This is a genomic window from Massilia sp. LXY-6, from assembly GCF_051233485.1.
Classification (GTDB): domain Bacteria; phylum Pseudomonadota; class Gammaproteobacteria; order Burkholderiales; family Burkholderiaceae_D; genus Telluria.
The window spans coordinates 26,150-45,028 of sequence record NZ_JBKFGF010000068.1 but is presented as its reverse complement, the minus strand read 5'-3'; the positions used below and the strand labels follow the sequence as shown (position 1 = coordinate 45,028).

Annotated in this window: 15 protein-coding genes; 11 read left to right on the top strand and 4 right to left on the bottom strand. The window is 67.9% G+C overall.

The annotated features are described in order from the left end of the window. Window positions 1-140: 140 nt before the first annotated feature. Genes benA through ACI48D_RS24080 form a run of 4 tightly spaced genes read left to right on the top strand, consistent with a single transcriptional unit; the run spans window position 141 to window position 3,889 of the window. Window positions 141-1,550, top strand: coding sequence for a benzoate 1,2-dioxygenase large subunit (gene benA, locus ACI48D_RS24095; RefSeq protein ID WP_435573773.1), 1,410 nt, complete (start codon window positions 141-143; stop codon window positions 1,548-1,550). Next, window positions 1,547-2,050, top strand: coding sequence for a benzoate 1,2-dioxygenase small subunit (benB, locus tag ACI48D_RS24090; RefSeq protein ID WP_435573772.1), 504 nt, complete (start codon window positions 1,547-1,549; stop codon window positions 2,048-2,050). Before benA ends, benB begins: the two co-directional genes overlap by 4 nt. 22 nt (window positions 2,051-2,072) lie before the next feature. Next, complete coding sequence (gene benC / locus ACI48D_RS24085; RefSeq protein WP_435573771.1) at window positions 2,073-3,104, top strand: benzoate 1,2-dioxygenase electron transfer component BenC; 1,032 nt, start codon at window positions 2,073-2,075, stop codon at window positions 3,102-3,104. Beyond that, window positions 3,104-3,889: a 1,6-dihydroxycyclohexa-2,4-diene-1-carboxylate dehydrogenase gene (locus ACI48D_RS24080; protein ID WP_435573775.1), complete on the top strand. Its 786-nt coding sequence runs from the start codon at window positions 3,104-3,106 to the stop codon at window positions 3,887-3,889. The genes benC and ACI48D_RS24080 overlap by 1 nt, the downstream gene beginning before the upstream one ends. Before the next feature lie 428 nt (window positions 3,890-4,317). Here ACI48D_RS24080 and ACI48D_RS24075 read toward each other — a convergent pair whose 3' ends face one another. The 3 genes from ACI48D_RS24075 to ACI48D_RS24065 all read right to left on the bottom strand — a co-directional run bounded on the left by ACI48D_RS24075 (window position 4,318) and on the right by ACI48D_RS24065 (window position 8,195). Then, window positions 4,318-5,427 carry a porin gene (locus ACI48D_RS24075; RefSeq protein ID WP_435573770.1) on the bottom strand — a complete coding sequence of 370 codons (1,110 nt, stop codon included), beginning with the start codon at window positions 5,425-5,427 and terminating at the stop codon, window positions 4,318-4,320. Window positions 5,428-5,545: 118 nt separating this feature from the next. After that, a complete protein-coding gene (locus ACI48D_RS24070) occupies window positions 5,546-6,901 on the bottom strand; it encodes an MFS transporter (RefSeq protein ID WP_435573769.1) in 1,356 nt (451 codons plus the stop codon). Between the two features lie 46 nt (window positions 6,902-6,947). Further along, entirely contained in the window at window positions 6,948-8,195 is a 1,248-nt protein-coding gene (locus tag ACI48D_RS24065; RefSeq protein WP_435573774.1) for a benzoate/H(+) symporter BenE family transporter, read from the bottom strand. A gap of 287 nt (window positions 8,196-8,482) precedes the next feature. On the opposite strand from ACI48D_RS24065, the gene ACI48D_RS24060 reads away from it, so the two are divergent. From ACI48D_RS24060 to ACI48D_RS24035, 6 genes are all read left to right on the top strand, one after another. Continuing rightward, window positions 8,483-9,550 carry an FUSC family protein gene (locus tag ACI48D_RS24060; RefSeq protein ID WP_435573768.1) on the top strand — a complete coding sequence of 356 codons (1,068 nt, stop codon included), beginning with the start codon at window positions 8,483-8,485 and terminating at the stop codon, window positions 9,548-9,550. A gap of 139 nt (window positions 9,551-9,689) precedes the next feature. Continuing rightward, complete coding sequence (locus tag ACI48D_RS24055; RefSeq protein WP_435573767.1) at window positions 9,690-10,859, top strand: porin; 1,170 nt, start codon at window positions 9,690-9,692, stop codon at window positions 10,857-10,859. A 14-nt stretch (window positions 10,860-10,873) separates the two neighbouring features. Next, window positions 10,874-11,389, top strand: a complete 516-nt coding sequence (locus tag ACI48D_RS24050) for a sugar dehydrogenase complex small subunit (protein ID WP_435573766.1) — start codon at window positions 10,874-10,876, stop codon at window positions 11,387-11,389. A gap of 11 nt (window positions 11,390-11,400) precedes the next feature. Beyond that, on the top strand, window positions 11,401-13,065 hold the full coding sequence (locus ACI48D_RS24045; RefSeq protein ID WP_435573765.1) for a GMC family oxidoreductase: 1,665 nt from the start codon (window positions 11,401-11,403) through the stop codon (window positions 13,063-13,065). Beyond that, the gene (locus tag ACI48D_RS24040; protein ID WP_435573764.1) at window positions 13,034-14,452 is read left to right on the top strand and encodes a c-type cytochrome; all 1,419 of its coding nucleotides are present in this window, start codon (window positions 13,034-13,036) and stop codon (window positions 14,450-14,452) included. Before ACI48D_RS24045 ends, ACI48D_RS24040 begins: the two co-directional genes overlap by 32 nt. Before the next feature lie 24 nt (window positions 14,453-14,476). Beyond that, window positions 14,477-16,093, top strand: a complete 1,617-nt coding sequence (locus ACI48D_RS24035; RefSeq protein WP_435573763.1) for a hypothetical protein — start codon at window positions 14,477-14,479, stop codon at window positions 16,091-16,093. A 4-nt stretch (window positions 16,094-16,097) separates the two neighbouring features. Here ACI48D_RS24035 and ACI48D_RS24030 read toward each other — a convergent pair whose 3' ends face one another. Continuing rightward, complete coding sequence (locus tag ACI48D_RS24030; protein ID WP_435573762.1) at window positions 16,098-16,886, bottom strand: DNA-binding transcriptional regulator; 789 nt, start codon at window positions 16,884-16,886, stop codon at window positions 16,098-16,100. A gap of 136 nt (window positions 16,887-17,022) precedes the next feature. On the opposite strand from ACI48D_RS24030, the gene ACI48D_RS24025 reads away from it, so the two are divergent. Then, window positions 17,023-18,873, top strand: coding sequence for a bifunctional 3-(3-hydroxy-phenyl)propionate/3-hydroxycinnamic acid hydroxylase (locus ACI48D_RS24025; RefSeq protein ID WP_435573761.1), 1,851 nt, complete (start codon window positions 17,023-17,025; stop codon window positions 18,871-18,873). The last annotated feature ends 6 nt before the right edge of the window (window positions 18,874-18,879 follow it).

The window sequence follows — 18,879 nt, the reverse complement described above, 5'->3', positions numbered from 1 at the left end:
CCGACCCTGCGCAGATCCAGCAAAAAGGCGTCGACAAGCCGTTCGCCTCGATCGATTTCGATTTCCACCTGTACCGCGAGAGCGACGCCATGCCGAGCACGACCGTCGCCCGTCCCCGCGCCGCCGCCTGAGGAGCCGCCATGATCCCCATCGTTCCCGTGAATGCTTTCAAGCCCAAGAACCTCGACGACTACCTGGTCGAGGACGCGGCCACCGGCGACCATCGCCTGCATCGCAGCGCCTTCACCGACGAGGCCCTGTTCGACCTCGAGATGAAGCACATCTTCGAGGGCAACTGGATCTACCTGGCGCACGAGACCCAGGTCGCCAACGTCAACGACTACTACACCACCCACATCGGCCGCCAGCCGGTGTTCATCGCGCGTAACCGCCAGGGCGAGCTGAACGCCTTCATCAATGCCTGCAGCCACCGCGGCGCCCAGCTGTGCCGCCACAAGCGCGGCAACAAGGCCAGCTTCACCTGCCCGTTCCACGGCTGGACCTTCAACAACAGCGGCAAGCTGCTGAAGGTGAAGGACCCGGCGGACGCCGGCTATCCGGAATGCTTCAACAAGGAAGGCTCGCACGACCTGAAGAAACTGGCGCGCTTCGGCAACTACAAGGGCTTCCTGTTTGGCAGCCTGAATGAGGACGTGGCGCCGCTCGAGGAATTCCTGGGCGAGGCCGCCAAGGTCATCGACATGATCGTCGACCAGTCGCCGGAAGGGCTGGAAGTGCTGCGCGGCTCCTCGACCTATACCTTCGACGGCAACTGGAAGCTGCAGGCCGAGAACGGCGCCGACGGCTACCACGTGACGGCCGTGCACTGGAACTACGCCGCCACCACCAACCGCCGCAAGGAAGAGGCCGAGCCGGGCCAGGCAGTGCGCGAGGATAAGATCCGCGCCATGGACGCCGGCAACTGGGGCCGCCAGGGCGGCGGCTTCTACGCCTTCGAACATGGCCACATGCTGCTGTGGTCGCAGTGGGCGAATCCGGAGGACCGTCCGAACTTCGCGCACCACGCCGACTATGCCGAGAAGTACGGCAAGGCGACCGCCGACTGGATGGTGGGCCGTTCGCGCAACCTGTGCCTGTACCCGAACGTCTACCTGATGGACCAGTTCAGCTCGCAGATCCGGGTGCTGCGCCCGCTCTCCGTGAACAAGACCGAGGTGACGATCTACTGCATCGCGCCGAAGGGCGAGTCGGCCGAGGCCCGTTCGCGCCGGATCCGCCAATACGAGGACTTCTTCAACGTCAGCGGCATGGCGACCCCGGACGACCTGGAAGAATTCCGCGCCTGCCAGGAAGGCTACAACGGCGCCGCCATGCAATGGAACGACATGTGCCGCGGCGCCACCCACTGGATCACCGGCGCCGACCAGGCGGCCAAGGACATCGGCCTGGCACCCGTGATGAGCGGCGTGCGCACCGAGGACGAGGGCCTGTACACCATCCAGCACCGTTACTGGCTGGACGTCATGAAGAACGCGCTCGCGCAGCAACAGACCGCTCAGCAACAGACCGGCAAGGGAGAAACGAAATGAACGCCGCCGCCAACGTGATCGCCATGCAGGACATCCTGTCCTTCCTCTACCGCGAAGCGCGCCTGCTCGACGACGAGCAATGGGACGACTGGCTCGAATGCTATGACCCGGATGCGCGCTTCTGGATGCCGGCCTGGGACGACGACGGCAAGCTGGTCGAGGATCCGGAGCGCGAGATCTCGCTGATCTTCTACCCGAACCGCCAGGGCCTGGAAGACCGCGTGTTCCGCATCAAGACCGAGCGCTCCAGCGCCACGATCCCGGATACCCGCACCAGCCACAACATCGCCAACGTGGAACTGGAAAAGGTCGACGGCGCGGTGCACACGGTGCGCTTCAACTGGAACACGCTGAGCCACCGCTACAAGACCAGCCACAGCTATTTCGGCATGTCGCGCTACGTGATCGACTTTTCCGGTCCGCAGCCGAAGATCCTGGACAAGTACGTCGTTCTGAAAAACGACTACATCAGCCAGGTCATCGATATCTATCACATTTGATTCAAGAGAGCAGGATCCGGTCATGAGCCATACGATCGCACTGCAGTTCGAAGACGGGGTGACCCGCTTCATCAGCTGCAACACCAACGAAAAACTATCCGATGCCGCCTACCGGCAGAAGGTCAACATCCCGCTCGACTGCCGCGACGGCGCCTGCGGGACCTGCCGCGGCCTCTGCGAGTCCGGCCAGTACGAGATGCCACCCGACAGCTACATCGAGGACGCGCTCGACGAGAAGGACGCGCAAGCCGGCTACGTGCTGGCCTGCCAGATGCGTCCGACCTCGGACTGCGTGGTGCGCATTCCCGCCACCTCGGCCGCCTGCAAGACCGGGGTCGGCAGCTTCCCCGGCACGATCGCCGCGGTCGAGCAGCTGTCGGCATCCACGATCCGCTTCTCGGTGGCGCTCGAGCAGCCCGACCGGCTCGACTTCCTGCCCGGCCAGTACGTCAACGTCACGGTGCCCGGCACCGACCAGACCCGCTCGTACTCGTTCAGCTCCGCGCCGGGCGCGGCCCAGGCCAGCTTCGTGGTGCGCAACGTGCCGAACGGCCTGATGAGCACCTGGCTGACCGCCCAGGCCCAGCCGGGCGCCGCGATCTCGTTCTCCGGCCCCTACGGCAGCTTCTACCTGCGGCCGCTGCAGCGCCCGCTGCTGCTGCTGGCCGGCGGCACCGGCATCGCGCCCTTCCTGTCGATGCTCGACGTGCTGGCGTCGAAAGGCTTCACCCAGCCGGTGCGCATGGTGTACGCGGTCACCCACGATTACGACCTGGTCGGCATCGAGCAGCTCGACCGCATCGCCGCGGCCAACCCGCAGTTCGAGTACGTGACCTGCGTGGCGGACCAAGCGAGCAGCCATCCGCGCAAGGGCTACGCCACCGCCCACGTCGAACCGGGCTGGATGAACGGCGGCGACGTCGACGTCTACCTGTGCGGCCCGGTGCCGATGGTGGAAGCGGTACGCGGCTGGATGCAGGCCAGCGGCGTCACGCCGGCCAGCTTCCAGTTCGAGAAGTTCTCGTCCACCAGCACCGCAGGAGAGTCGAAATGATGGTCCATCCGAACCGTTTCAAGAACAAGGTCATGGTCGTGACCGGCGCCGCCCAGGGCATCGGGCGCGGCGTGGCGCTGGCCGCCGCCGCCGAAGGCGCGCAGCTGGTGCTGGCCGACCGCTCGCCGCTGGTGCACGAGGTGGCCCAGGAAGCGCTGGCCCTCGGCGCGCAGGTGGTGGTCACCGAGGCCGACCTCGAAACCTGGGCCGGCGCCGCGGCGCTGGCCGCACGCGCCGTCGAGGATTATGGCCGCATCGACATCCTGGTCAACAACGTCGGCGGCACCATCTGGGCCAAGCCCTACCAGGCCTACGAAGAGGCCGAGATCGAGGCCGAGATCCGCCGTTCGCTGTTCCCGACCCTGTGGTGCTGCCGCGCCGTGCTGCCGGCCATGATCGCGCAGCGCAGCGGCGCGATCGTCAACGTGTCCTCGGTGGCCACGCGCGGCATCTACCGGATCCCCTACTCGGCGGCCAAGGGCGGGGTGAATGCCATGACGGCGAGCCTGGCGTTCGAACACGCCGAGGACGGCATCCGCGTCAACGCGGTCGCCACCGGCGGCACCGAGGCGCCGCCGCGCAAGGTGCCGCGCAATCCGAAGCCGCTCAGCGAGCAGGAACAGGTCTGGTACCAGGGCATCGTCGACCAGACCACCGCCTCCAGCCTGATGCACCGCTACGGCACGATCGACGAGCAGGTGGCGGCGATCCTGTTCCTGGCCTCGCCCGAGGCCTCCTACATCACCGGCACCGTGCTGCCGGTGGGCGGAGGCGACCAGGGCTGAGGAGCAGGATGCCGTTCGTACGGATCGACGGCGCGCGCCTGCACTACCGCGCCGGCGGCGACCTGCGGCATCCCTGCGTCGTGCTCGAACGCCCTGGGCACCGACCTGGGCATATGGGAGGCGCAAGCCGCCGCCCTGTCACGCCATTTTCACGTACTGCGCTACGACACGCTCGGCCATGGGCGGGCTGACCGGCCAGTGGCTGGTCGCCGCCATGACGCGCAGCCTGCGGCGCCAGGATCCGGAAGCCTATGCCGCATGCTGCGATGCACTGGCGCATGACCCGGTCACGCCGGCAGCCGATCCGAATGGCCGTGCCGGCAGGTCACCGGCGCGCGCCTGGCGACGATCCCGGCCTCGCATCTGTCGAACATCGAAGCCGGGCCGCAGTTCACGCGCGCACTTGCGCAATTCCTCGTCTCCGAGTCCTAGAAGGCGTGGCGCAGGCCGGCCATCACGCCGTTCTGCGCCTTGCCCGGGGCGGTCGTGCCGCCCGCGTCCAACGCGACCGCGGCGCCGCCGCGGTTGTCCATGCGGCCCAGGCCCGCATACACGGCGCTGCGCTTGGACATTGCATACGTCAGGCGCGCCACGAACATATTGGTATCGTCGGCCGAATTCCTGACATCTTTGCGGGCAAGCTGGGTATCCAGCGTCAACTGCCCCGTCACCGGCAGGCTCACTCCCAGGTAATACAGCCTGGACTCGGTCACGCCGCTGACCGCCGCCGTCCGCCGGGCGACCACCCCACCTCCCAGCTTGGTCTGGCCGAACATCGCATAACCGTTGACGGTGACGCGCCGGTCGTAGTTGGCGCTGCTGGTCAGGCCATTCGCGGCGCCGGTGTTTCCGTACATTTTATCGTAGGTCGTATTGATCCCGTAGGGGCCCGCGTCGTAGCCCAGCAGCGCTGTGTACTGGCGGCAGGCCCTGGCGTTGCCCGGCACTTCGCCCGGGCAGCCGGTCGCGGACGGACCGCCCGCCGCCGAGGCGTCGCGGCCGAAGCTCCAGGTGGCGCCGACGCTCAGGCCGTCGAAGCGGCCAAGGTAGCCGATCGCGTTGTCGCTGCGGGCGTTCGGCAGGTACAGGTCGATGCTGTTGATCGAAAACAGGTTGGGGCCGAGGACGTCGCTCTTGGCCGTCGCCAGGTAGGTCATGTTCAGGATGCGGCCCAGCTGCAGCGTGCCCCAGCGGCCGTTCAGGCCGACCCAGGCCTGGCGGCCGAAGATGCGCCCGCCCTGCCCCTGCACGCCGGTGTCGGGATTGAAGCCGCTCTCCAGGGTGAACACCGCCGACAGTCCCCCGCCCAGGTCCTCGGTGCCGCGGAAGCCGATCCGCGACGGCAGGCTGCCGCTCAGCGACGGCATCTTGGTCATCGAGTGGCCGGCGGCGTCGACGTTGTTTGTGTGGGCCAGCGCGGCGTCGATCAGGCCATATACCGTCACCTGGGCCTGCGCGTGCGCGCTCCCTGCGCCGAGGGCCGAGGCCAGGGCGATCGCGATTGTCGTGCCGCGCACGCTGTGTACTGCCTTGTTCATGCATGTCTCCTGTGTGTTGCTTCTTTGTTGGTGGTGCTGGTGGTGCTGATGGTGCTGGGGTGCTGGTGCTGCCCTTGCATGCCCGCCGGGGCCGGCGGGCATGCGGGGCGGGCGCGGCTCAGGCTTCGGAGGTGCTGGCCAGCGCACCCTTGGCGGGCGCCCTGGCGGCGGAAGCCGAGCGGTCGTGGCTGATCAGGGCAACCGATACCGCGGCAATGACGGCCGGGATCGCCATGGCCATGAAATTCTGTTCCAGCGGCAGCGACATCCCGACCAGGGTGCCGATCACGATCGGTGCCAGGATCGCGCCGCTGCGGCCGACGCCGGAGGCCCAGCCGATACCGGTCGAACGGATCGCGGTCGGGTAGAACTGGCCGGCGTAGGCATAGGTGACGATCTGGGTTCCGATGGTCGAGGCGCCGGCGAGGCCGACCACCACGAACAGCGCCGGGGTCGGCATGGGGTAGCCGAGCAGCGTGATGGAGACGGCGGCCAGCGCATACATGGCGACCAGTACATGCTTGATGTGGAAACGGTCGGCCAGCCAGCCGCCGCCGACCGCGCCGATGACGGCGCCGAAGTTCAGCACCAGCACGAAAGTCAGCGCCGAGCCGAGGCTGTAGCCGGCGCCGGACATCAGCTTCGCCAGCCACGAACTCAGGGCATACACCATGAACAGGCACATGAAGAAGGCGACCCAGAACATGATCGTCGAGAAGCCCCTGCCGTCCTGGAACAGCTTGCCGATCGGCGCGCCCTGGACCTTGTCTGCGCCGGGCAGCTCGAAGCGGTCGCCGGGTGCCGCGCGGTAGCCCGGCTCCATGCGCGCCAGGATCTGCTGGAGTTCGGCCAGGCGATTCTGCTTGACCAGGAAAGGCATCGATTCCGGCAGGCTTTTCAGGATGAAGGGGATCAGCAGGATCGGGACGCCGGCCGCCAGGAACACCGATTGCCAGCCGTGGTGTTCGATCATGCCCTTGCCGAGCAGGGCCGCCAGCATGCCGCCCACCGCATAGCCGCTGAACATCAGCGTCACCATGGTCGAACGGATCTTCCTGGGCGAATACTCCGTCATCTGGGCGACCACGTTGGGCATCACGCCGCCGATGCCGAGACCGGCGAAAAAGCGCATCAGGCTGAACACGTAGGGGTCCGTGCTCATGCCGGCCGCTGCCGTGAACACGCTGAACAGGGCCAGGCAGATGACGATGGCCAGGCGCCGGCCGATGCGGTCGGCGACGGTGCCGAGGAAGATCGCCCCGAACATCATGCCGAACAATGCGGAGCTGACCATGAAGCCGGCGTTTTGCGCGGTGACGCCCATCTCCTTCATGATGGACGGCAGCGCGATGCCGGCCACTGCGAGGTCGTAGCCGTCGCAGATGATGATGAGGGCGCACCATGCCAAGATGCCTGCATGGAAGCGGTTGAACCTGGCCCCGTCGGCCAGTTGGTGGATATCGATCTGTCGCATGATTGCTGTCTCCTGTTGTGGTTATCGATCGTTTTTGAAAGCCTTGCTATGTGCCGCCGCGCGCCGCGCGCGGAGCCCGGCCATGCAGGATGCGGCAGGCCGCCATCCCGATGACGATGCCCCAGAAGGCGGAGCCCAGGCCGAGGAAGCTCATGCCGGAGGCGGTGGCGAGGAAAGTGATCACGGATGCTTCGCGGTGGTCGTCCGCCGCCATCACGCCGGCCAGGTTGCCGGCGATCGCACCCAACAGCGCCAGCCCGGCCAGGCACACGATCAGCTCCTTCGGCAGCGCCGCGAACAGCATCACGACCGAGCCGCCGCACATCCCGGCCAGCAGGTAGAACAGGCCGTTGGCGATGCCGGCCACGTAACGCCTGCGCGGATCCTCGTGGGCGTCGGGGCCGGTGCACATGGCGGCGGTAATGGCGGCGATCGCGATCGTGATTCCGCCCGCGAACGCGGCCGCCAGCGACGCCAGGCAGCAGGCCACGATCACCGGGCGCGCCGGGGTGTCGTAGCCGGAAGTCTTCAGGACCGCCATGCCCGGCAAGTACTGGCCGGTCAGGGTGACCAGCACCAGCGGCAGCGCCAGGCCGAAGGTGCCGGCCCAGCTCCATGCGGGCGCGATCAGCTGCGGCGTCACGAATTCGAAGCGTACTTGCGACAGGTGGGTGGTCCCGCACAGCCAGGCGATGCCGACGCCCACCGCCAGCAGCAGCACCACGCTGTAGCGCGGCAAGAGGCGCTTGAACAGGAGGTAGGCGGCGATCATGCCGAAAGCCAGCACCGGCAGGCTGCCCGCGGTCTTGAAGGCATTCATCCCGAACGGCACCAAGATCCCGGCCATCATGCCGCTGGCGATGCCGCGCGGGACGTGCGCCATCACGCGCTCCAGCGAGCCCGACAGCCCGATCAGCAGCAAAATGAGGGCAGCGCTCAGGTAGGCGCCGACGGCCTCGCCGAGCGACAACTGGGGGAACAGGGTGATCAGCAGCGCCGTGCCCGGCGCCGACCATGCGGTGATGACCGGCGTGCGCAGGTGCCAGCTGAGGAAGATGCCGGCGACGCCGGCGCCGATCGAGATGCCCCATACCCAGGACGCGAACATCTCGCCCGGCATGTGGGCGACCTGCGCCGCCTGGTAGAAGATCGCGAGCGGCCCGGCGAAGGACACCAGCACCGCCAGGAAGCCGGCGGCCACCGCCGGCACCGACCAGTCCGACAGGGAACGCGCGGCGTCCGTCGTCCGTTTCCCTTGCGCGGCCGGCGCGGGCGCCGCTGCGCCTTCGTCCATGCCGTCACGCTGTGCCTGGTTTCCTGGGCGCATCTCGTCTCCACTCTGCGTTGTTGTGCCAATGCGGCCTTCTGTGCGGCCGTCGTTTGCAATGCAGAGTAGAGAGAACGCAAGTTGCAGTCCAACACCGATTTGGTATCTTCTTAATACCTCCAGGGTATCGGTAATTCTCTCCCTTACATGAAGGTGGCCATATTTAGACTTCGGATGATGCGAATTCAGCTACCCTGCTAATCGGCGGCAATCAGACAGTGGAGCGCACGATGAGTCTCGAGATCTGGAGAAGAATGCGGGCCTTCTTGGCTAACGAAGCGCGCCAGGCGACGACTGTCCGTGCCAGCGACAGGGTATGGCAAATGCCGTTCGCTGCCGCGCTGGCCTCGGGGCTGCCGCTTCCGATCGGTGCGTATTTCGGCCACCTCGATTACGGGCTCGTGTCCGCGACCGGCGGCCTGGCATTCCTGTACCTTCCCGCCACGCCGCTGTCGCATCGCATGGTCTCGTTGATGGCCTGCGCCTTCGGCATGGTCGCATGCTACACGCTGGGAGCGATCAGCCATCTGTATCCGCCCTCGATCCTGCCGGCGCTCGTCGCGATCGCCATCCTGGTGACGATGACCTGCCGGGCTTACGACCTCGGGCCGCCCAACAGCATCTTCTTCGTGATGGCCGCGGCGATCGGCGCCTATGCACCGAGCGAAGCGGCCCAGCTGCCGCTGAAGGTAGGCTTGTTCACCCTTGGCTGCCTGCTGGCCTGCGTCATCGGTTTTTTCTACAGCGTGTACATGCTTCGGCGGCGCGAGCCCAGGCCGGTGCCGCATGCGCCAGCGCCCGATTTCGATGATGTCGTGGTCGATTCGATCGTGATCGGCATGGCGGTCTGCGCATCCCTTGCCGCGGCGCAGGCGCTTGGTCTCGACAAGCCGTATTGGGTGCCGGTCAGCTGCCTTGCCGTGATCCAGGGTGTCTCCTTCCGCGCGGTCTGGAACAAGCAGGTGCATCGCGTGCTCGGCACCGGCCTCGGGCTGATCCTGTCATGGGCATTGCTGTCGATCCCGATGGACCAGTGGTCGCTGTCGGTGGCGGTCATGCTGCTGACCTTCCTCATCGAGATGCTGGTGGTGCGTCACTATGCCCTGGCCACGATGTTCATCACGCCGCTGGCCATCCTGCTGGCGGACGCCGCCACCCTGGACCAGGGCTCGCCCGCTGCACTGGTCCGGGAACGCTTCTTCGACACCGTGCTGGGGTGCGCCATGGGCCTTGCGGGCGCACTCTGCCTGCATCACGAGCGCTTCCGGCGTGCTGCAGGGAGGCAGCTGCGCCGCCTGCTTCCGGTCAGGCGCGCCCCGTGAGCCTTGGCGGCCGGACCTGTCCGAAGCCGTATCATTGCCCAATCCTATCGCGCGCCAAGTGGATGAAAAACGGCGGACGATTTCCATCCTGGCTCGCCAAAAAAATCCTTCAGGCTTGATTGTCCCGAGGAGAGTTTGCATGAAGCGCGCAGCATATATTGCCTTTGTACCGCTGTTGGTCGCTTCGGCCTGTCCGGTCTCCGCCCAGACCGAAGTCAACCTCTACGGCATCATCGACGCAGCGCTGGTGTATTCCAGTAACCAGCGCGGCATGTCGAACACCTATATGCGCTCGGGGAACCTTGCGGCCAGCCGGCTCGGCTTCAAGGGAAGCGAAGAGCTGGGCTCCGGCCTGCAGGCCCTGTTCCAGCTCGAAAACGGTTTCGAAGCCGACACCGGCGCCCAGAGTTCTTCCGGGGTCCTGTTCAACCGCCAGGCTTTCGTCGGACTGGCTGACAAGCGCTACGGCAGCCTGACCGCCGGGCGCCAGTACACGCCCTACTACCAGATGCTCGGCCCGATCGGCCCGACCACCGCGCTGACCGGGGCCACCGGCGCGCACCCGGGCGACATCGACGCGCTCGATACGACCGTGCGCAGCAATAATTCGCTGGCCTATACCACGCCGCTCTGGTCGGGACTGCAGATGGGCGTCCTGTATGGATTCGGCGAGCAGCCGGGACGCCGCGCAGTCGGCAGCACCGTCAGCGCGGCGCTCAAATACGACTACCGGCAATGGGCGTTCGCGCTCGGCTACCAGAAACTCAACAACGGCGACGCCGTCGGCATCCGTAGTCCGAACGCGTCCTCCAGCTTCACGGTCTCGCCGGTCAACGCTGGCTACGTGTCGGCCGACGGGGTCCGCTACGTCGCCGCGGCGGCCAGGTACACGATGGGCCGATTCACGTTCGGCGCAAACGCCAGCAATATCGCCTACCGTCCCGGCGGCGGCTCGCTGTTCACCGATACGGCCACCTTCAATACCGCCGGCCTGCTCGCCATCTACCGGCCCGGCGGCGCCTGGACCGTCGCCGCCGGCTACAGCTATACCCGCGAGAACCGCGCCAACGGGATCGTCTCCCCTGCCCGCTACCAGCAGCTCTCGCTCGAGCAAACCTATTCGTTCAGCAAGCGCACCGCCCTGTATTTTCTGGAATCCCACCAACGCGCCGGCGGCACTACCCTCGGCGCGGCCGGCAGCGCCGAGCCGGTGCCCGCCGTTGCCGTGGTCGGCGATTCGCAGGCTGGCACGCCCTCGGCAGGCCGCGGCCAGACGGTCTTGATGGCGGGCCTGCGCCATTCCTTCTGAGTCCGGAGAACGCCATGAGCTTGCCGCCCCCATCGCCCAGCCAGGCCGACATCAGCCCGGTGCGGCGCACGCTGCTGGCAGGTTTCCTGTCGGCGTATGCGGTCTCGCTGGTTCCATGGGCCGCGGCGCTACCGGTCGACGACGGCGCGCACGGCGCCTTCGCCGCCTTGTCGGCGCTGCTGGCCGGGCGTGCCTCACTCGACCAGGCGCAGGCGCGGCGCCTGTATGACGCGCTGAGCGCCGATGATCCCGGCTTCGCGGCCGGCGCGCAGGCGCTGCTGGCGCTGGTCAACCAGCGCTCCATCGATCCGATGCAGCTGCAGCACGTGCTCGACAGCGAACAGTCGCCGCTGGCGCCCTTGCCGCGCAGGATCGCGAGCGCCTGGTTCCTCGGCATCGTCGGCGACGGCGAGCGCGCCCGCTGCCTGGCCTTCGAGACGGCGCTCAACGCGGCGATCGTCGCCGACGTGCTGTCCCCGCCCAGCTATTCGTACGGCGCTTACGGCAGCTGGGCCACCAAACCGGTTTGAGGAGAGCTCGTATGGCGGAACAAGCATCGGCCGACTTCGTCGTCATCGGCTCGGGGATCATCGGCGCGAACGTCGCGCGCAAGCTGCGCCTGGCCGGCGCTTCGGTGCTGATCCTCGAAGCCGGTTCCCGGGTCACGCGCGACGAGCTGGTTGCGCGCTACCGCAACTCGACCCGCCGCAGCGACTGGATGTCGCCCTATCCGGCGCTGGCCTCGGCACCCCACCCGATCTACCAGCCGGCCGACAACGGCTACCTGGTGCAGGCCGGTCCCTATCCGTATCCGGCCGAGTACATCCGCCAGGTCGGCGGCACCACCTGGCACTGGGCGGCGCAGGCCTGGCGCAACGTGCCGGGCGACTTCCGGATGCGCAGCCTGTACGGCGTCGGCGTCGACTGGCCGATCAGCTACGAGGAGCTGGACCCGTTTTACCAGCAGGCCGAAGAGATCATGGGCGTGTCGGGCGAAGCGAATACCGGCTCGCCGCGCAGCAAACCCTTCCCGATGCAGCCGGTGGCGGAGCCGTGGGCGATGCGGCGGATCCGCGAACGGCTCGCGCCCACGTTCCAGGTGGTCGCCAACACCACCGCGCGCAACAGCCGCAGCTACGACGGCCGGCCGGCCTGCTGCGGCAACAACAGCTGCCAGCCGATCTGCCCGATCGACGCCCAGTACCACGGCGGCCTGGCGATCGACGCGGCCGAAAAGGCTGGCGCGCGCCTGATTCCCAATGCGAACGTGTACAGGCTCGAACACGACGCCGGCGGCCGCGTCACCGCCGCCTTGTACTACGACCCCGACAAGCTGTCGCACCGGGTCACCGGCAAGACCTTCATCGTCGCCGCCAACGGCATCGAGAGCCCGCGCCTGCTGCTGCTGTCGAGCAGCGACAAGTTCCCGCACGGCCTGGCCAACGCGCGCGACATGGTCGGACGCCACCTGATGGACCACCCCAGCACCTCCCTGACTTTCGACGCCGACGAGGAACTGTGGCTCGGGCGCGGACCGCAAAGCCCGAGTTCGATCAACACCATGCGCGACGGCCCGTTCCGCAAGGAGCACGCGTCCTACCGGCTCGACTTCACCAACATCTCGCGCGTCGACGGCGTGACGCGGACCCTGCTCCAGAACGGCGTGTACGGCCCGGAGTTCGAAAAGCGGCTGCGCTTTTCGGCCGCGCACGAGATGAGCCTGAAGGACGTGCTCGAGGTGCTGCCGAACCCGGACAACCGGATCGACCTGAGCGACCAGAAGGACGCGATGGGGATCCCGAAGCCGCGCGCGCATTATGCGATCGACGACTACACGCGGCGCGCCGCGGCGCGCTCGCACCTCGACTTCGCCAGGGTAGCGGAGTTGATGGGCGGGACCAACCTGCGTTACAGCAAGGAAGGCGACTTCGCCAACAACCAGCACATTTGCGGCACGCTCAGCATGGGGAAGGATCCGGCCAGTTCGGTATGCGACCCTTGGGGCCGTGCGCATGACCACCCCAACCTGTTCCTGGTGGGGACTGGGGTGATCCCCACCGCCGGCACCTGCAACTCGACCCAAACGGGACTGGCGCTGGCGCTGCGCACCGCCGAACACATCATTGCGGAGCAGCCGCGCGCGACCGCGTCCGCCCAGCCGCCTGGAGGCCACGATGCAGATGCCGATACGCATGCCCGGGCTTGAGCCGGCGGCGCTGCCGCTGGCGCTGCTGCTCACACTGCTGCTGGCGCTGCTTGCCGCCGGCCCGGCGCTGGCGGCCGACCCCGACCCGGCCCTGGTCGAACAGGGAAAATACCTGGCGCTCGCGGGCGACTGCATCGCCTGCCACACGGCGCCGGGCGGCAAGCCCATGGCCGGCGGCCTGCCGCTGGCGTCGCCGCTCGGGGTCATCGTGTCGACCAACATCACCCCGTCGCGCAGCGCCGGCATCGGCAACTACACGCTGGCCCAGTTTTCCGATGCGTTGCGGCGCGGCGTGCGGGCCGACGGCGCGCGCCTGTACCCGGCCATGCCATACACCGCGTACGCGCTGGTCAGCGATGCCGACACGCGCGCGCTGTACGCCTATTTCATGCTGGGCGTGGCGCCGGTCGACACCAGGCCGGCGCAGCACACTGCCCTGCCCTTCCCGTTCAACATCCGCGGCTCGATGGCGCTCTGGAACGCGATGTTCCTCGACACCAAACCGTTCGCCGCCGATCCCGCCAAGAGCGCCGACATCAACCGCGGCGCCTACCTGGTGCGCGGACTGGGCCACTGCGGGGCCTGCCACACGCCGCGCAACAGCCTGATGGCCGAAAGCTCGGGCGCGGCGCTGTCCGGCGCCGCCCTCGGCCCCTGGTACGCGCCGAACATCACCGCCGATCCGAACAGCGGCGTGGGCGGCTGGAGCGTGGACGAACTGGCCGCCTACATGAAGAGCGGGCATGCGGCCGGCAAGGCACATGCCGCCGGCCCGATGGTCGAGGCGATCGACAACAGCCTGGCCTGGCTCACGCCCGCCGACCTGCGCGCGATGGCCGTGTACCTGAAGCAGACGCCCGCCGTCCACGATGCTGCCGATACCCGGCCGCCGTATGCCTGGGGCGCACCCGGCAACGAACTGGACAGCATTCGTGGGGTCGCCTGGCCGGCCGATCGCAGCAAATTGACCGGCGCCCAGCTCTACGATGCCCATTGCGCAAGCTGCCACCACGCCAGCGGAGAAGGCAGCATCGGGGGCGGCCTGCCTTCGCTGTTCCACGCCAGCTCGGTGGGCCGCAGCAATACCAACAACCTGGTGATGATCATGCTCGACGGTATTTCCCGCGGCAGCACCAGCCACGAAGTGGTGATGCCGGCCTTCGGCAAGGTGCTGAGCGACCAGCAGGCCGCCACGCTCGGCAGCTACGTGGCGCATCTCTACGGCAATCCCGCCGCGACAGTGACGGTGGCGCAAGTCGCCAAGCTGCGCGCGGGCGGGCAGGAATCGCCGCTGGTCGGCATGGTGCGCGGTGCCCTGCTGCTCGTCGTGATCGTGCTGGTCGTGCTGGTGGCATGGATCGTCATGCGGCGGCGCCCGCGGACGTGAACGCAGCGGAGGACGAGGATGGACATGCAGACTATCCGTGTTGGCATCACGGCCATTGCCCTGGCTAGCCTGGCCGCCTGCGCCAGCAGCTCCGTTCGGCGCGGCGACGCCGGCAACATTGCCATCGACGCGGCGGCGCTGCCCCGCATCGGGGTGCTGGACCCGCGCTACCAGTCGTATAACGTCGAGATGCTGGAGGTCACCGGGGGAAAATTCTGGAAGCCCTACAAGGATATCGGCGCCGCGACGGCAGCGGCGCCGGCCGGCGCCGACGTACCGGCAGGCATGAGCGCCGACCTGTACCAATACCGGCCGCCGATCGACCTCGCCAACCCGCGCCTGCGCCTGCTGGCCGCTGCCCTCGGGCCGGCCTACGTGCGGGTCAGCGGCACCTGGGCCAACACCAGCTGGTTCACCACGGCCGAGCCGGCGCCGGCGACGCCGCCGCCCGGCTACGGCGGCGTGCTCACGGCGCGGCAATGGCGCGGCGTGGTCGACTTTTCCAACGCCGTGGACGCCCCCATCGTCACCTCCGCCCCGACCGGCGCGGGCACGCGCGACGCCGGCATGGCCTGGACGCCCGACCAGACCCGCCGCTGGCTTGCCTACACCCGCAGCGTCGGCGGCCGGGTGGCGGCCATGGAATTCATGAACGAACCGACGCTGGCGACCATGGGCGGCGCGCCGGCCGGCTACGATGCCGCGGCCTTCGGGCGCGACTTCAGGGTATTCCGCGACTTCATGCGGCGCGAGGCGCCGCCGGTCAAACTTCTCGGGCCGGGCTCGGTCGGCGAGGCCGATGCCGGCTGGGCCGTCGCCCGCGGCGGCTACGGCAACATGACACCGCTGCCGGCCCCCGACCTGGCGGCCGCGATCGGCGGCGACGTCGACGCCTTCTCCTACCACCACTACGGCGCGGCCTCGCAACGCTGCGCGCCGATGGGCGCGGCGCACCAGACCACCGCCGCCGCGGCGCTGTCGGAAGACTGGCTGGGACGCACCGACCTCACGCTCGCGTTCTACCGCCGGGTGCGCGACCGCTTCATGCCGGGCAAGCACTTCTGGAATACCGAGACCGCCGACGCGGCCTGCGGCGGCAACCCCTGGGCCGGGACCTTCCTCGATACCTTCCGCTACCTCGACCAGCTCGGCCGCCTGGCCCGGCAGGAAGTCGACGTGGTGATCCACAACACCCTGGTCGCCAGCGACTACGGCCTGCTGGACGACCGCGACTTCTCGCCCAAGCCCAACTACTGGGGCGCCCTGCTGTGGCGCCGCCTGATGGGCGGCACGGTGCTGGACGCCGGCGTGCCGCTGCAGAAGGGCCGGCACGTCTACGCGCACTGCCTGCGCGGCCGGCCGGGCGGCGTGGCGCTGCTGGTCATCAACAACGACAGGCAAGCCGCCACCACGCTGGCCCTGGGCAAGGCCGCCGGGGGCGGCCAGCGCTACGTGCTCGCCGCGCCGCAACTGGAGAGCCGCAGCGTGCTCCTGAACGGCCAGGCGCTGGCCCTGGGCGCGGCGGGCGAGCTGCCCCCGCTGCCGGGCCAGGCCCTGGCGGGCGGCGCGCTCACGGTGGCGCCGGCCAGCATCGCCTTCGTGACCCTGCCCGCGGCCGGGAACCCGGCCTGCAAGCGCTAGCGGATCAGTTCCCCTCCTGCATCGCAGCACTGATCTGCTCCGCTGCCTGCTTCAACTCCGGCAGGAACTTGAGTTCGGCCTCCTTGTGGCTGATGGCACGGTTCAGGAAAATCACGTTGAGGCTTCCCCTGACCGATCCGCCGGCACGGACCGGTACCGCCAGCGCGCCGATCTTCGCCTGCGCCGTCCAGTCGCCGTAATTCGAGCCATAACCGTCCTCGCGCACGCGCTTGATCAGCGCGCGAACCAGGGCGTCGTTCTTCGCCATCGCCTGCTGCTGTTCGCCGCCGGTGCCGGAGCGCAGCAATTCCAGCACTTGTTCCTGCTCGGCCTCGCCGCACATCGCGAAGTAGGCGCGGCCGGCCGCGGTCAACAACATCGGCAGGCGCCGTCCCACCATGGCACGGTGGAAGGAAAGCGGGCTGAACCGGTGTGTCGTCTCGCGGATGATCATCGCGTCGCCGTCCGGCGTTGCCAGGTCCGACGGCCAGGTCACCCGCTGCAGCAAGCGTCCCATGATGGGGGGCGCCACCGTCGCGATGCGTTCGGCATCGGTAAAGCCGTCGCTCAGTCCGCGCACCGCCAGCATGAGCCGGAAGCTTTCGTCGGAACTGCTGCGCCACACGTAGCCTTCCTCGACAAGCGTCTCCAGCAGCCGGCGCACGGTCGTGCGGTGCAGACCGGTCGCATCGGCGATCTGCTGGCTCGTCGCACGCCCTCCTTCCATCGCATTCAGGGCCCGAAGCACTTGCAGTCCCCGTGCCAGTCCACGGACGTTCGTATAAACGGTCACGAATAACTCCTAAAGAAATCAAGTATGTGCATCTGCTGCACTTCCATCATATTTTATTGAGTCACTTTTGTCCCGCCCTTAGACTGGTTCCATAACATGTTTGGCCGGCCGCCGGCTGGTCTTCAAGGAGACAGTGATGAACAACGCCAACAACCCGGCGATTCGAGACAATCGCCTTCCCCACGGTTCTCCATCCCTGCAGGCGGACGTCGCGATCATCGGCGCCGGACCGGTCGGACTCATGATCGCCAACATCCTCGGCCTGCAGGGCGTGAACGTCATACTGATCGAAAAGCTCGGCGAGATCATCGACTACCCGCGCGCCATCGGCCTGGACGACGAGGCCCTGCGCGTGTTCCAGTCGGTCGGCCTGGCCGACGAACTGGTGCCGCACACGACGCCGAACCACTGGATGCGCTTCACGCTGCGCGGCCGCTGCTTCGCCTCCATCGAACCGCGTACCGACGAATTCGGCTGGCCACGCCGCAACGCGTTCCACCAGCCGCTGGCCGACGGGATCCTGTACCGTGGCCTGCAGCGTTTTTCCTGCGTCCGCACCTTGCTCGGCCACGGCGTCGATGGTTTTACCCAGGACGACGCCGGCGTGACGATCGAAATCACGGACGGGCATGGCGCGCGCAAGACGGTAGCGGCGCAATACATGATCGGCGCGGACGGCGGCAACAGCTTCGTGCGGCGCACGCTGAACCTGCCGTTCGAGGGCCGCACCAAGCCCAACCAATGGATCGTGGTCGACGTCCGCAACGACCCGATCGGCTCGCCGCACATCTACATGCACTGCGATGCCAGGCGCCCATACGTCTCGGCCGCCCTGCCGCACGGGATCCGGCGTTTCGAATTCATGGTCATGCCGGGCGAGACCGAAGAAGAGCTGTCCAGGCCGCACAACCTGGCGGCACTGATGCGCAAGGTCGTGGCGGAGCCCGAGCAGGTCGACTACATCCGCAAGCGCGTGTATACCCACAATGCCCGCCTCGCCTCGACCTTCCGGGTCAAGCGCATCCTGCTGGCCGGCGATGCCGCGCACATCATGCCGGTGTGGCAGGGCCAGGGCTACAACAGCGGCATCCGCGATGCGAGCAACCTGGGCTGGAAGCTGGCCATGGTCGTCCAGGGGCGCGCCGGCGATGCCCTGCTCGACACCTACACGCAGGAACGCCGCGTGCACGCCCGTTCGATGATCCACCTGTCGGAGGTGGCGGGCGACATCTTCGCGCCGACCAGCCGGGTGGGCGCGAAGATAAGGGACATGTTCGTCGGCACCTTCAGGCTGTCGCCCTCGATGAAGCGCTACTTCGTCGAGATGCGGTTCAAGCCGATGCCGCGCTATGAAGAAGGCGCCGTGTTGTCGCCGGCGCGTCCGCGCCGTCATGGCGTGCTGGCGCGTCTCCTGGCCAGCGCCGGCCAATCGCCGCTGGGACGCCTGCTCGGCCTGATGAGCGAGAAACGGGAATCCCTGCTCGGCCGCCTCGTCCATGGACACGACCCGTCCGCGGCGTCGCCGGTCGGTCGCATGTTCGTCCAGCCGACGGTCAGGCAGCAGGACGGCGCCCTGCGGCGGCTCGACGACGTGCTCGGCAACCGTTTCGCAATGCTCGCCTGGGGTGCCGACCCGACCTACGGCCTGAGCCCGGAGGCGCGCCGCACCTGGGAAACGCTGGGCGGCTGCTTCGTCATCCTCAAGCCGGATCCGCAGATGCGGTTCCGCGACGACGTGCCGGACGGCGTGATCGCCGTCGGCGATGTCGACGGCCGCCTGAAGGACTGGTTTGCGAACGTGCAGGAATCGGTCGTGCTGCTGCGCCCGGACCGCTTCGTCGCCGCGATGAGCACGCCGCAACGGGTATCCGACACGGTGCTGCGGCTGGGCGCGCAACTGGCGCTGAAGGACGTTCCCGCCGACCAGCCGCGCAGCGCGAGCTCCTTCACGGCGCCGGCCGCGCGGGAAAGCCTGGCGCAAGCCTGATCAGAA